General features: G+C 65.5%; 11 protein-coding genes. 2 read left to right on the top strand and 9 right to left on the bottom strand.

The window, feature by feature from the left end:
• The first annotated feature begins 83 nt into the window (after positions 1 to 83).
• Positions 84 to 533 (top strand): hypothetical protein, encoded by a 450-nt coding sequence (locus AKJ09_RS13805; RefSeq protein WP_146647669.1) that lies wholly within the window; start codon positions 84 to 86, stop codon positions 531 to 533.
• Here the strand turns inward: AKJ09_RS13805 and AKJ09_RS13800 are convergent.
• Positions 514 to 1,122, bottom strand: a complete 609-nt coding sequence (locus tag AKJ09_RS13800; protein WP_146647668.1) for a hypothetical protein — start codon at positions 1,120 to 1,122, stop codon at positions 514 to 516. The two genes, AKJ09_RS13805 and AKJ09_RS13800, sit on opposite strands and share 20 nt — an antisense overlap.
• 152 nt (positions 1,123 to 1,274) lie before the next feature.
• Between AKJ09_RS13800 and chrA the strand changes: the two genes are divergently transcribed.
• Positions 1,275 to 2,420: a chromate efflux transporter gene (gene chrA, locus AKJ09_RS13795; protein WP_146647667.1), complete on the top strand. Its 1,146-nt coding sequence runs from the start codon at positions 1,275 to 1,277 to the stop codon at positions 2,418 to 2,420.
• 49 nt (positions 2,421 to 2,469) lie between these two features.
• Here chrA and AKJ09_RS13790 read toward each other — a convergent pair whose 3' ends face one another.
• From AKJ09_RS13790 to AKJ09_RS13755, 8 genes are all read right to left on the bottom strand, one after another.
• Positions 2,470 to 6,762, bottom strand: coding sequence for a zinc-dependent metalloprotease (locus AKJ09_RS13790; RefSeq protein WP_169927522.1), 4,293 nt, complete (start codon positions 6,760 to 6,762; stop codon positions 2,470 to 2,472).
• Positions 6,763 to 7,129: 367 nt separating this feature from the next.
• Positions 7,130 to 7,912, bottom strand: coding sequence for a phosphate signaling complex protein PhoU (gene phoU, locus AKJ09_RS13785; RefSeq protein WP_146647665.1), 783 nt, complete (start codon positions 7,910 to 7,912; stop codon positions 7,130 to 7,132).
• A 20-nt stretch (positions 7,913 to 7,932) separates the two neighbouring features.
• On the bottom strand, positions 7,933 to 8,676 hold the full coding sequence (gene pstB / locus AKJ09_RS13780) for a phosphate ABC transporter ATP-binding protein PstB (RefSeq protein WP_240488944.1): 744 nt from the start codon (positions 8,674 to 8,676) through the stop codon (positions 7,933 to 7,935).
• A gap of 62 nt (positions 8,677 to 8,738) precedes the next feature.
• Positions 8,739 to 9,593, bottom strand: a complete 855-nt coding sequence (gene pstA, locus AKJ09_RS13775; RefSeq protein WP_146647663.1) for a phosphate ABC transporter permease PstA — start codon at positions 9,591 to 9,593, stop codon at positions 8,739 to 8,741.
• On the bottom strand, positions 9,590 to 10,567 hold the full coding sequence (gene pstC, locus AKJ09_RS13770) for a phosphate ABC transporter permease subunit PstC (protein ID WP_205633702.1): 978 nt from the start codon (positions 10,565 to 10,567) through the stop codon (positions 9,590 to 9,592). The genes pstA and pstC overlap by 4 nt, the downstream gene beginning before the upstream one ends.
• 4 nt (positions 10,568 to 10,571) lie before the next feature.
• Entirely contained in the window at positions 10,572 to 11,636 is a 1,065-nt protein-coding gene (gene pstS, locus AKJ09_RS54255) for a phosphate ABC transporter substrate-binding protein PstS (RefSeq protein ID WP_146647661.1), read from the bottom strand.
• Positions 11,633 to 13,129, bottom strand: a complete 1,497-nt coding sequence (locus AKJ09_RS13760) for a sensor histidine kinase (RefSeq protein ID WP_146647660.1) — start codon at positions 13,127 to 13,129, stop codon at positions 11,633 to 11,635. Before AKJ09_RS13760 ends, pstS begins: the two co-directional genes overlap by 4 nt.
• Positions 13,126 to 13,833, bottom strand: coding sequence for a response regulator (locus AKJ09_RS13755; RefSeq protein WP_146647659.1), 708 nt, complete (start codon positions 13,831 to 13,833; stop codon positions 13,126 to 13,128). The genes AKJ09_RS13760 and AKJ09_RS13755 overlap by 4 nt, the downstream gene beginning before the upstream one ends.
• Positions 13,834 to 13,957: the final 124 nt, after the last annotated feature.

Here is a 13,957-nt window from a genome sequence, read left to right as displayed (position 1 = left end):
CATACGAGGACCGCTTCGTCACGCATGAAGCGGCGCTCGCGCGGGCTGGGAAGGATGCTCGGCCGTGCAGCGTAAGACGGAGCGTGAAGCATTCTTCCGAGCTCGCCGAGCCGCGGAGCGATAAGTCGGGCGTTCGCCAGCACAACGAGAACCTCGAAGAGCGCGCTGTCCTCGTCGTCCCCAACTTGGTTACGCGTCTGACAGCATGCATGAGCTCGCATGCGGAGGGAGTCCGGCTCGCCGGGGTCGGGAGGTTCTCCGTCCGAGAGCGCCGTGTGTCCTGGAAGACGGAGGAGGCGCTGCTCGATCTCTTGAACGGTGAGCCGAACGCTGTCGTCGAGCCGAGCGACGACGCCGAACTCGACGCCTTCGCGGAAGCGATCCGGACGGCCTTCATGTACGTGGACGTCGTCGAGATCTCGTCGTTCGGGACTTTGTCTGCAAAAGAGAAACCCGATTACGAGACGCGGGAATTGCGGACGATCGTTGTCTTTCGAGCGGATATCGAGCTCGTCAATTCCCTTCGTGGGTAAAGCGTACAGGATACAAAATCTGGATGAGCCCACAGAGCGCGACGTCACCGTCGGTGCGAGCGTCGTAGCGAACGGTTCGTAGTCGTTCGGCCATACAGCGGACCACGTCGTCGTCGAGGAGCGGCGTATCGGCGGCGCCGCACACCCGAAGGATCCTTCCGTCTTGCTCCACGCGGAACTTGAACGCGACCGTGCCTTCGGCGTCGGCGTCACGAGCGCGCTCGTAGCAAGCTCGCAATTCGGGAAACACGGCTCGAATCGGCTGCGCGAAGAGCTCTCGGGCGGGATAACAGCACGCGGCGCGATGAGGCTTTTCCTTCGGAAGCGTCGCATCACCAACGCAGACGGGCGCGGGACGAACCGGTGGCGGAGCGACCTCTTGGGGTGGCGGGGTGGGCTTCCGAGGCCACGTTGGTTCTTCCTCGCCGACAGGTTGCGTGGACACCGAGAGGGGCGTTTCGTCGTCGTGCGGTGAAGCCTCGCGATGCGGAATCATGTCCGGAGCGCGGGGCGCGCGGGGCGGCGGCTGACTCCGTGCCGAACATGCTTGGAGCAGCATGCCCACGACGAGCCAAAGGCCGGCCTGCATGATCTCGTGGACAACGAGGAGTCATGGAAGTTCCCTTTGGCGTGCGTGAATCTCGGGGTGGCTGGAAGATTGCCATCTTCGTCGCGATCCAGTCGCTATCTCGTCGCGATTGAGCCGCCATCGTGCTCTTGCGTCGCAACGGGTGAGCGGGCATGACTCCGGCGGCCTTCGTCATGGCGGAAAACACGCCTCTTCGCGAGATCGCGCTTCTGTTTCTCCGCCTCGGAGTCACCGCGTTCGGCGGACCTGCCGCGCACATCGCGATGATGCGTGACGAGGTCGTCGAGCGGCGCAAGTGGCTGACGTCGGAAGAGTTCCTCGATCTCCTCGGCGCCACGAATCTCATCCCCGGCCCGAACTCGACGGAGATGGCCATCCACATCGGCCACCGCCGGCGTGGATTCGCGGGCCTCGTCGTGGCGGGCGCGTGCTTCATCGTGCCGGCGGCGCTCATCACGCTGGCGTTCGCATGGCTCTACGTTCGCTACGGACGCGTCCCCGAAGCGCGCGGGGTGCTCTATGGCGTGAAGCCCGTCATCATCGCGGTCGTCGTTCAAGCGCTGATCGCGCTCGTTCGCACGGCCGTCAGAAGCACGTTCCTCGCGCTGCTGGGCATCCTCGCCGTCGCCGCCACCTTCTTCGGTGCGGAGGAGCTCGTGATCCTCTTCGGGGCCGGACTCGTCTCCATGCTCTGGAAGACGCCACGCGGCACCGCGCTCGTCCCCGCCTTCGGGATGAGCGCCGGGAAGGTCGCGGCGGCGAGCTCCGTTCCATCGTCGCTCGGTGGACTGTTCTTCGTCTTCGCGAAGATCGGCTCGGTGCTGTTCGGCAGCGGCTACGTGCTGCTCGCATTCTTGCGCACCGACCTCGTCGAACACCGAGGGTGGCTCACCGAATCGCAGCTTGTCGATGCCGTTGCCGTTGGCCAGCTCACGCCCGGACCGGTCTTCACCACGGCCACGTTCGTCGGTTATCTGGTCTCGGGCCCGCTCGGCGCGTGCGTCGCGACGCTTGGCATCTTCTTCCCGGCGTTCGTGTTCGTCGCCTTGAGCGGTGCCCTCGTTCCGCGACTTCGGCGTTCGCCTCGTGCTGCGTCGTTCCTCGACGGGGTCAACGTGGCTTCGCTCGCATTGATGGTCGTCGTGACGTTCGAACTCGGTCGTTCGTCACTCGTCGACCTTCCTGCGCTGGTGCTCGCAGTGCTGAGTGGCGTTCTTCTCTTCCGGTTCAAAGTGAACTCGGCGTGGCTCGTTCTCGGCGGCGCGGCCGCCGGCGTCGCGCTGCAAGCCGTGCGCTGAACGGCGCGGCGGCGAGAATTCCCGCTGCCGCGCCGTCGTTCGGACAGAGCTACTGGGCCAGCGGACCGTCGAGGGCGCGGCCGATCTGGCGCGTGGCGTCGACGAGACCCATGTAGCGACGGAAGGCCAGGATGGCATCCGGGCCGGTCGTGATCGGCTTACCGCTCTCGTCGAGGACGAGCTTCGGCTCACCGTTCTCGTCGAGCACGGGGGCGCCCGAGGCGTCGGTCACGACCTTGTAGGCCTGCGCGAGCAGATCGTTCGCGTGGCCGAGCATGCGTGAACCGATGCCGTGATCGATCGAGCGCCCGTCGATCGTCTCGGTCCCGTAGCTCGAAGCGACGTACGTGATGCCGCTCTCGGGATTGGTGAAGCGGACCTCGCGCGTTCCGGGAATGGTGGGCGTGGCGTCGCCCAGTGCCGAGATGCGCATCTTGTTCACGAGCGTCATGTCCGACGACAGACGCGAGAAGGTTGCGCCGTAGATGGCCATGGAGAGCTCCTGTTTGTAACCCACGTTGGGGAACACGAGCATCGCTCCCTGCGGGCGCGTGAACGCCTTGTCGGTCATTTCGAACCCGTAAAGACCGCCGCTCGCATCACCGGTGACATAGGGGGCGATCGCTTCCCAGTCCTCCGAGAGCAAGCCGCCAAGCATGCGATCGACGCTGTCCGGAAGGTCGTTGCGGAAGCTGATCATGACGTCGCGACCGTCCAGATAGTTCTCGCGCGCGACGGTGAACAGCGTGGGGCGCGGGTCGACGAGCTGCATCATCGCGAGCGCCTTCTCCGTCTCGTAGCCGGCGTGGTGGACGTACTGCTGGTAGTTCCACGAGCCGCCCTTCTCGTTCTCGAAGTCGTCGGCGATGAAGCGTCCGTCGCCGACGCCGATAGAGAAGTTCGCTGCGGCCGTACCGGTCGAGAGGTCGAAGATCGAGCGACCACGTGGCGATGTGTGGAGCGGGCTCGCGACGTAGCCACCCGGCTCGGGCATCAGGATGGCGCGCTGCAGGAAGGCGAAGATGTCCGCCTGCGACATCACGTAGGGCCGGAGGCCGTCGTCACTGTTCAGGTCGCTCGGGCTGGAGCGCGCGAGGTCGAGAGCGATCTGCCAGTGATAGGCGCGGAGGCGTCCGAAGTACTGCGCGGCGACCGACTGCGGAAGGTACATGTCGTTCCACTCGCGATTTCCGCGGCGGAAGTAGGTCCACGGATAACGGAGATCGAAGGAGCGCGTGAGGTTCTGCGTGAGCTCGTAGACGTCAGCGCCGGCGTCCATCATCGTCGTGTGCATGTAACCGCCGGCGCCGTACTGCTCGCCCCAGCGGTAGTTCCAGCGAACGCGCGAGGTGTTGCCGTCTTTGACGCGCCACTTCACGAGGTTCAGCGTCGATGCGAGCGGGTGCGGTCCGCTCTCGAAGTCGCCGAACGCGCCGTGATCCTTCGGCGGCGGTGCGCAAACCTTACCGTGCACGACGCGCCAACCCGAGATGGCTTTTTCCTCGTCCGTGGCTTCGCGGCAATCGCGCCCGGCGTCGAAGACCTTCATCAGCCTGCCGGTCGTCGTGTAGTGCGTAAACACGTTGCGCCCGTTGATGACCAGATCGCGCTCTTGCAGCTGCGTGTAGTTCTTGAGGCCGAAGTTCTCCTGGTCCTTCTTGGGAATCACGCGGTCGTCGAACGTCTCGATGACGCGCCCGTACAGCACCTTCATGGCGTGCTGGTCGTACGTGCCGAGTCCCACGGATTCACCGCCGCGTTCGACCTGGTATTCCATCGTCGAGGTGTTGGCGAAGTAGTCGATGCCCGGTCGTGACTCCGCGTCGAGGCCTTGCTCGTCCTTCGTCATCGGGTCGAGATAGCGAGGTCCCATGCACGTATCGGCGTTGTCGGCATTCCGCGGCTCGGAGCAGGCACCCGTGGCCCGACCCTCGTTCGTGCGGAGCTGCCAATACTGCGGGTTGAAGTTCGGCGCGTCCCAGCTCGAAGCGAAGTTGTGGCGCAGGCCGAGCGAGTGCCCCACTTCGTGCGTTCCGATGCCTACGATCGTTTCTTTCACGAGGTCGTCGTAGATGCGCTGTCCGCGTTCGGTGGGCGAGAGGTCTGCGTATTTCTCGCGGAAATACCCCGCGAGCGAGGGCAGGTAGAGGCTTCCGGTGCTCGAAGCGTTCGCATCGAGGAAGCACGCCCCGCGTGCGGCCATGTCTTCTTCCCACCACGCTCGCAGGGCTTCGAGCTTGGCCGGCTCGAGACCGCGCAGTGGCGACGTCAGCTCGTCAAGTGTGCTCACCGTTCCCTGCAATCGCTGGGTCAGCGTGGCGAAGCTCCCGATGTCGGCCGTGAACTGCGTCGCCGCGACGGTGCTCTTTGCCTTGGCGATGCTGTCGAGCGACGCGCCTTCGAGGGCCGACGCCACGGTCGGGGGCCTCACGGAGAGCGTGCTCTTGAGGGCCGACATGTCCACGGCGCCGACGCGTGAAGCGATCTGTGAACTCGTGCGTCCGATGCGGAAGGCCTCGGGCGCCGACGCGCCGGACTGGAGCGTCTTCGCATAGCGCTGCGCAGGAACGCCGGCCACGATGTCGTCCATGGCCAGATCGCCGATCGCGAGCTGGATGATGTCGCGCTCGTTCGCCGCCGCATACGTGGCCGAACGGCCCATGATGGTGGCGCTTGCACCGAAGGTCTCGCCCGTTACGGGGTCGGGTGGATTCCAGCCGATACCACCGTAGTGCGCACGTGATTCATAAGGCCAATAGACGAGCCAGTTCCTTCGAATATCGCCGAAGCGCGGAGTGCTTCCTGGTTTTCCGCAGAGCGACTCCGGGTCGTACGCGCGCACGGGGTTGTGGCACACGTAGAACATCGGCATGCCCTGATCGACGGCGAGCTTCTTCGGCGCATCGGTGAGCCAGCCGCCCTGCACGACCATCTGCTTGGCGTTCGGCGAGCTGTCGCTCTCGAAGAATTCGGTGTGGCACGTGTCGCGATCGCCGTCTCCCGTGCGCCGGCACTCGGTTTCGCGTCGATACGCAATGGCGACTTCGAGGAGCTGCCGCCAGGCGTGTCCGATGCGCTCGAACGTGCCTTCCTCGGCGACCTTGCCGTTCTTGTCGACCGTGTCCTGGAAGGCGTCAGGGGCTTCCTTGTTGAGGGTATAGGCGATCGTCTTGATGGTGCGGTCACGCACGGGGATCGTGCATTTCCCGACGACCGTGTCGCATTGCGAGCCGTTCTTGCCCTTGTAACCGGTGATGGCCTTCGAACACGCGTCGGCGGTTCCATCGCCGTCTTCGTCGGTATTGTCGTGGCACGTCGTGTCGAGATGGCTCTTTTGCCAGACGTTGTGAATCGATTTCAGTCGCTGGGTCTGTGCGTCATTGAACGAATATTGCGGATCCCACTTGGTTCGAGCCACGCCCAGCAGTGATTCGTACCCATTTCCCTCGCCGCCGGTATTGCCGACGACGTCTTGCCAGGCGTAATCGTCCTCGAACGGCTCGAAGTCTTCGTTCGGCGAGACACGGGCAAAGCTCGTTCGGACCACGGCCTCCTGAGGGTTGCAGTCGTACGTCGACGTGCCCGTCATGAAGCTCGTGATCATGCAGCGCTTCATGGTGCCCCACGAGAATTCGATCTCGGCGGGCTCCACCGTGAACTTGTTCGTGACGTCGAGGTAGCCGCCGTCGATCTCGAGATGGGGCGCATCCTCGTTCGAGGGATCCGTGACGTCGTAGGCGACCGGCGTGACCTTCGTCGAGCCTGAGAAAGCGGTCGAATCGTTGGTGGAGACGACGAGGTTCTGCGACCAGTCGACACGGAAAAACGCTCGCTCGTTCCACGGCCGGTCGCTCGAATTCTCCTCGATGACGTTGCTCTCTTCGCCCGTCGACGGGTTGTACGCGCGGCGGATGTCGAAGTGACTTTTGATCTTGTACGCCGCGACGATGGTGCCGTTCGGCGTGGCCGTCACGTTCTTGTCGGTCGATGACGCGACTTGCGAGTTCGGCACGCCGCGATTGTCGGCGCCCGGCGATTCTTGGTAGGCGCGCCGCCCGAGCAACATGTCTTCGGTAATTTCCCAGCGAATCCGATCGACGACCGAGAATTCGCCAATCGCATAATCGGACTGACTGACCGAAGAGCCGACGACATACGATTTCGTCCGGAACTCCGGATCGTCCTTTCCGTCTGCCAGGTTCTCACCGACGAAGAACGACTTCGGCAGCGCATTCGGTTGCACCTTGTCGATCGGCGCGCGCTCTTCCGCGCAGGCGCCAGATCCGATGCATGCCGCTGCTGACAACAAAATGAGGCCCGTGCGGGCCAACCACGTGCGCATGGCCGCTTCCCTTCCGATGGTTTGTTGACGATCGAGCGCGTACTGCCCGCGCGACCTACGTCCAAAGACGTGAGCGGCCATTCAGCGCAACTCAGTTGCGCTGAGTGAACAGTGAAATGCAGTACGCGACAGACTCCTGCAAAGGACCGTGGATTTCGGGGCCCTCGCCCATCGTGGGCCCCGGAATCCACGGTCCGTGCAGGTGGTCGCCGCATTAGGCAAGGGGTAGGCCATGTTGGCCGGAGCGCCGTGAGCTTCGGAAAATGCGCGCGATCGTCCGTGTCAGCGCGAGGCGCGCTTCACGTGTCGTAACGGAATTGACCCCCGAGCCGTGCGCGTCGAGGCCGGCTCGGGTCGAGCGTGGAGCTCAGGTCGAGCGGCGGGCGCGGGCGGCGCCCATCAAATCACGCACGGAGGCATCGCTGTCCGTCGCAGAAGGCACGACGGTGGGCGGACGGTTCGATTTCTGACGATCGAGTTTTCCGACGTGCCGGATGTCTTTGCCGCGCACCATGAAGACGACCATCTCGGCCACGTTCGTCGCGTGGTCGGCGATGCGCTCGATGTACTTGGCAATCGATTGAACGCGCGTCGCGCGGAAGATGTTGCGCGGGTTCTCCATCATGTAGGTGAGGAGATCGCGGAAGATCGTCGCGTAGTACGAGTCGACCTTGGAATCGCGCTCGACGATGCTCGTGGCGCGCTCGGCGTCGCCGGCCACGAAGGCGTCGAGGGCCTCGCGCAGCATCTCCTGCGCGGCCTCGGCCATGTTGACGACTTCGACGTACGGCTTGAGCGGGGGCTCTTCGTTGAGCTCCATCACGCGCTCGCAGATGTTCACTCCGAGGTCGCCCATGCGCTCGAGATCGGTGACGACCTTGAGGGCCATGGTGAGGAAGCGCAGGTCGCTGGCGACGGGCTGCCGGCGCGCGAGAACGCGAAGGCAGAGATCGTCGACCTCGATCTCGAGGCGGTTGATCTGACGATCGATGTAGAGCGTCCGCTCGGCGAGCTCGGTGTCGCGTTCGACGAGGGCGCGCATCGCTTGGCCGAGCATCTCCTCGACCTTGGCTCCCATCATGAGGAGCATCTCGCGGATGCGCTGCAGTTCTCCTTCGTACTCTCGGTCGGTGTGCAGGCGCGGCGGCATGTCTCTAACCTAACGACTCCTCAGCCGAAGCGCCCAGTAATGTAGTCCTCGGTTCGAGGATCGCTCGGCTTCGTGAAAATGACATCGGCGTGGTCGTACTCCACCAGCTCTCCCTGGTAGAAGAAGGCCGTATAATCCGAGACGCGCGCGGCCTGCTGCATGGAGTGCGTCACGATGACGATGGTGTACCGCTCGCGCAGCTCGTGGACGAGCTCTTCGATCTTGGCGGTGGCCACGGGATCGAGCGAGGAACAGGGCTCGTCCATGAGCACCACCTCCGGCTCGAGTGCGAGACAACGTGCGATGCAGAGGCGCTGCTGCTGGCCGCCGGACAGTGCGGCGCCGGGGCGTTCGAGGCCGTCTTTGACCTCGTCCCAGAGGGCTGCCTGACGTAGCACCTCTTCCACGAGCTGATCGGGATCGGGCGAGCCGATCCCGCTGAGTTTCAGGCCGGCCAGCACGTTCTCCCGCACGCTGAGGGCGGGGAAGGGGTTCGGCTTCTGGAAGACCATCCCCACGCGTCGGCGCACGCGCACCGGGTCGACGTCACGCGCGTAGATGCTCTTGCCGTCGAGCAGGACGCGCCCCTCGACACGCGCCCCCGGCACGACCTCGTGCATGCGGTTGAGGCAGCGGATGAACGTCGACTTGCCGCAGCCCGAAGGGCCGATGACGGCGGTGACCTTGCGCTCGACCAGGGGGAGCGTGATGTCCTTGAGCGCGCGATTCTGGCCGAACCAAGCCGAGAGCGTCTCGGCGCTCATCTTGTGCACCGGAGCTTCGGCGCGCAGCGAGACGGGGCTGGGTGGCGGCGAGAAGTTGCTTCTCATGACGTTCCCGCCCGACGAAGAAGGCGGCGGCCGGTGATTTCCAGCGCGACGACGAGCACGACGAGAACGAGGGCGGCAGCCCAAGCTTGTGCATGCCAATCGTCGTAGGGCGACATCGTATAGGTGAAGATCTGTACTTGGAGAGACGACGTCGCGTCGAGCAGGCTTTCGTTCCAGAAACGATTGTTGAAGGCGGTGAAGAGCAGCGGCGCCGTCTCGCCGGACACCCGAGCGACCGCGAGCATGCAGCCTGCCCGGATTCCCGGGGCCGCCGTACGCAGGACGACGTGGAACGCGATGCGCCAACGCGGGGCGCCAAGGGCCAGCGCGGCCTCGCGCAGCGCGTCAGGAACGGTGCGGGCGAGCTCGTCGGTGGTGCGCGCCACGATGGGGAGCATCAGGATGGCGAGCGACACGGCGCCGGCGAAGGCCGAGAAGTGCTTCATCCGCACGACGACCGTGGCGTAGACGACGACGCCGGCGATGATCGACGGCACGCCCGAGAGGACGTCGGCCGCGAAGCGCATCGCGCGGGCGAGCGCCGTGGTGCGATATTCGGAGAGCCAGAGGCCGGAGGCGATCCCGAGCGGGATGCCCATGATCGATGCGAGGCCTACGAGCTCGAGGGTGCCGACGATGGCGTTCGCCATGCCGCCGCCGCGCTCGCCGAACGGGCGCGGAAGCTCGGTGAAGAAGGCGAGCGAGAAGGCTCCGAGGCCGCGACGCGCCACGTAGAAGAGAATCGCGAGGAGCGGCACGAGGGCGACGACGACCGCAAGCCCCGAGAGGATCGTGGCCGCCCACGAGGCGACCTTGCGACGTGTGTACGCCGCCTCCGCTTCGCGAATCACGCGCCCCTCACGCGTGACACGAGCATGCGCGCGGCCACGTTGATGGTGAGCGTCACTGCGAAGAGCAGAAGCCCGATCTCGGCGAGCGCAGCGACGTGGAGCGTGCCGGTCGATTCAGCGAACTCGTTCGCGATGACGCTGCTCATCGTGTATCCGGGCGCGAAGAGCGAGCCGCGGATTTCGGGCCGGCTGCCGACGACCATCGCGACGGCCATCGCCTCCGACGCTGCGCGCCCGAAGCCGAGGAGAACGGCGCCGGAGAGGCCCGCGCGAGCGTGCGGAAGGACCACGCGACGGACCACGTCCCAGCGGGTGGCCCCGAGCGCGAGCGCGCCTTCACGAAGCTCCCACGGGACCGCGCGAAGGACCTCGCGCGACACCGACGCGATCGTGGGAAGGACCATCACGGCGAGCACGAGCGAGGCGCAGAGGAGGCCGACGCCCACGCTCGGACCTCGAAAAAACGGCAATGCGCCGAAGCGGGCCTCGAGCGCCGGCTCGATCGTGGTGCGAAGAAGCGGGGCGAGCACGAGTGCTGCCCAGAGTCCGTAGACCACGCTCGGGACGGCGGCGAGGAGCGTCATCAGCGTGCCGACGGGCCTCTTGAGCGCGCTCGGCCCGAGGTCGCTCAAGAAGAGCGCCATGCCGATGCCGACGGGCACCGCGAGCGCGAGAGCGACGGCCGACGTGACCACGGTTCCGTAGAGAAACGGTAGAGCGCCAAAGCGCGCGTGGATCGGGTCCCAATCCTGCGAGACGAGAAAGTCGGCGCCGAAAGTTCGGATCGAAGGCAGCGCGAGTTGGAAAGCGGAGACGGCGACGATGAGGAGGACGATGCCGATCGCACTCGCCGCCGCGCCTCCCAGGCCGCCGATCAGTCGGTCGATGCGCGCGCGCAGCGCTTCGGGGCTCTCGCCAGCCCTTCTCGACTCGACGTGCGAAGACGGCGACGTTGGCTCGGCAGGTTGAGCCACGAGCTCATCCTCCGGCCGGCAGAACGGGTTTACCGTCGACCTTGAGTGCGTGCAGAGCCACTTCACCGCGCGTGACGAGCGAGGACGGCAGCGCTGCGTAGTCGAGCGGCTGCGCGAACTGCTGACCATCGTGGATGGCCCACCACAAGAACTTGGCAAGCGCGGCACTACGCGCCTGATCGTGGGTATTCTCGCGCAAGACGACGAAGGACACGGCCACGATGGGATACGCGCTTTCGTCGGTGGCTTCGAAGTATTTCGCGTGCAGATCGTCTCCGAGAGCGGGACTGCTCGCGAGGGCGCGCGCGATGCCCTCGACCGAGGGCGCGACTCGCTTGCCGGCGCGGTTCGCGACGAGCGCCGTGCGGAGCCCCGCATGCTTCGCGTACGCCAGCTCGACGTAGCCGAGCGAGTTCGGCGTCGACTTCACGAGCGCCGCGACGCCCTCGTTGCCTTTTGCACCGACGCCGACGGGGAACCGAGGGGCCGTACCGGCGCCGACTTCGGTGCGCCACGCGTCGCTTCGCGCGGAGAGCCACGTGGTGAGAGCCGCACTCGTACCGCTGCCGTCCGCCCGGTGGACGATCGTGATGGGCTCGCTCGGCAGCGATCGTCCGGGATTTTCCGCGCGAATGGCCTCGTCGTCCCAGCGCTTGATGCGACCGAGCAGAATGTTCGCGGCCAGGTTCGGCGTGAGTGCGAGCTCCCCGTCGATCGTCGCGTTGTAGGCGAATGCGACGGCCCCCACGGTCATCGGCACGTGCACGAGCGTGCCGGGCACGGGCTCTTCCGTCGCGCCGAAGTCGACGACGCCGTCGGTGGTCTGGCGAATGCCCGCGCCCGAACCGACAGACTGATAGTTCACGCGAACGGTGGGCTCGACCGTGGCGTAGCTCGAAGCCCACTTCGAATAGAGCGGCGAGGGAAGCGTGGCGCCTGCCCCGACGAGGACTTGCGGAGACGTCTCGGAGGGGACGGAGCCCGAGCGGCTGCACGCCACCACGAGCGGAAGGACGAGCAACGCCCCCGCCGTGAGAATCGAGCGATGTGTGCAGAATGCACGCGTCACGCGACTTCCTCACGGGCGAGCTTGGAGAGATCTCGGGTCGAGCCGCGCTCGTGGATGCGCGTGCTCGCGTCGGGCAATTTGATCTCGAAGGTGGTGCCCTTGCCGACGGTGCTCGTGACGTCGATGTTGCCGCCCATCGCTTCGACGATGTGCTTCACGATCGAGAGACCGAGGCCGGTGCCGCCCATCTCGCGCGAGCGACCTGCGTCGACGCGGTAGAAACGTTCGAAGAGGCGCCCGAGGTGCTTTTCCTCGATGCCGTGACCATCGTCGGCCACGCGGATGCGAATGCCGCGCTCACGGCCGGTGGTGGCCTCGGCGTGAATGGTGACGGTCGACCCTTCGGGGCAGTACTTCACGGCGTTGTCGACGAGGTTCGTGACGACCTGTTCGAGCGCACGGCGATCGACCTCGGCCTCCACTTGCTTGGCGACGTCGAGCTTGATGGCGACGCGCTTCTTGTCGGCGCGTTCGCGGAACATGCCGACGAGGTGGTTCGCGAAGGGCTCGAAGGCGAAGCGCTCGCTTCGCAGACGCAGCTCTCGCGACTCGATGCGCGAGAGATCGAGGAGATCTTCGATGAGGCGCTGCAGGCGCGCCGCGTTGCGCTCGATGATGGCGAGGAAGCGCTTGGCGCCCTCGGGATCTCTGCCGAGCGCGAGCTCCATGGTCTCGGCCGCGGAGAGAACCGCGGTGACCGGCGTGCGGAGCTCGTGGGAGACGTTCGCGACGAAGTCGCGGCGGAGCGACTCGAGGCGGCGGACGTCGGTGACGTCGACGAAGACGGCAAGGAGTCCGCCGGAGAGGCCTTCTTTGTCGGTCTTGTTGCGCACGCCGTTCGTCGTGCGCGGCTTGTCGCTTTCGCCGTCGGGCGAGGTGAAGGAGGCTCCGCGAACGAGGAGGCGGCGCGGCTTGAGACCTCCGAGCTCGATCTCGCCCGCGCACGTCGTGCCGGTCTTGCGTGTCCGATCGAGCAGCTCTTTGAGCTCGGCGTGACGCACGACCTCGAGGAGCGGCTGCCCGATGACGTCGGCGCGGAGGAGCAGCATCTCCCGCAGCGAAGCGTTCATCAGGGCGACCTTGCCCTCCTTGTCGAGGAGCAGAACGCCTTCCGCCATGCCGTTCAGGATGCGGCTGACGAGGTCGCGTTCGGCTCTGAGCTCGCCGACGGTGCGCGAGAAGCTGCCCGCCAGCTGGTCGAGCGCTGCACCGAGTTTTCCGACGTCGTCCGAGCTCGCGACGCGCGCGCGTACGTTCAGATCACCCTCGTGCATGCGCCGAGCGGCGTCCGTGAGTGGTCTGACCGAGTCGTCGAGCCAGCGCATCGCCAGCTCCGTCACGACGAACGAAACGACCCCCCCGAGGGCCAGCGCAACGGCGAACGAAGTAAACGGTCGGTCGTTGCGCGCGAAGAGGACGAGCGTGACGAAGATGCTGAACGAAACGAGTGCCCAGCTAGCGATCAGAAGTCGGATTCGAATCCGGCTTCTCACCCGGCTGTCCCCAGGGCCTCTTCGGGGTTGTCCGCGAAGCGGTACCCGACGCCGCGAACGGTCTCGATGTAGATGCCGGCATCGCCGAGCTTCTCACGAAGACGCTTCACGTGGGTGTCGACGGTTCGCGTCGTGATGTCCGCGTCGATGCCCCAGACGTCGCTGAGGAGCGCCGCGCGGGTCTGAACGCGGTTGCGGCGGTCGTAGAGCGTCACGAGGAGCTTGAACTCGAGCGCGGTGAGCTCGAGCTCGGCGTCGTCCGCCCAGACGCGGTGGGCTTCGCGATCGACGCGGAGCCTTCCGAACTGGAAGGTGACGGCTGCCTCTTGTTCGCCCTGAGACCGGCGAAGAATCGCCTGCACGCGAAGCAGAAGCTCGCGCACGCTGAACGGCTTGACGACATAGTCGTCCGCACCCAGCTCGAAACCGACGACACGGTCGATTTCTTCGCCCTTGGCGGTCAACATGACGACTTGCGCGTTACGCGTGGCAGGGTCGGTTTTGAGGGTTTTGCAGATTTCCGTGCCGGGGATGTCCGGCAGCATGAGGTCTAGAAGAACGAGGTCGGGACGCTTTTCGCGAGCAAGCCTCAGACCCTCGTCACCCCTGCTAGCGATAAAGACCTTGTGGCCCTTCTCGCGCAGGTTGTAGTCGAGGATCTGCTGGATGTCGGCTTCGTCCTCGATCACCAGGATTCGCGCCATGCTTCGCGGATACTCTAGCGGTGTGACGGTTCTGTGTCATGGTCGCGTCTTCGGCGTCGAGTCGGATTTTCCAGGCTTCCGCGTGAGCTTCCGGCTCCCGAAACGGGTCTCGAAACGGACTTCT

Source organism: Labilithrix luteola (genome assembly GCF_001263205.1).
Classification (GTDB): Bacteria; Myxococcota_A; Polyangia; order Polyangiales; family Polyangiaceae; genus Labilithrix; species Labilithrix luteola.
Note: the sequence above shows the minus strand (reverse complement) of the source record. Positions and strands in the feature narration are given on the sequence as shown.

Coding starts and splice junctions, on each gene's coding strand:
- pstB (WP_240488944.1), bottom strand. CDS start 8,676: ATGAGCGCCGAGACGCTCTCGGCTTGGTTCGGCCAGAATCGCGCGCTC.
- AKJ09_RS13790 (WP_169927522.1), bottom strand. CDS start 6,762: ATGCGCACGTGGTTGGCCCGCACGGGCCTCATTTTGTTGTCAGCAGCG.
- chrA (WP_146647667.1), top strand. CDS start 1,275: ATGACTCCGGCGGCCTTCGTCATGGCGGAAAACACGCCTCTTCGCGAG.
- AKJ09_RS13755 (WP_146647659.1), bottom strand. CDS start 13,833: ATGGCGCGAATCCTGGTGATCGAGGACGAAGCCGACATCCAGCAGATC.
- phoU (WP_146647665.1), bottom strand. CDS start 7,912: ATGCCGCCGCGCCTGCACACCGACCGAGAGTACGAAGGAGAACTGCAG.
- AKJ09_RS13800 (WP_146647668.1), bottom strand. CDS start 1,122: ATGCAGGCCGGCCTTTGGCTCGTCGTGGGCATGCTGCTCCAAGCATGT.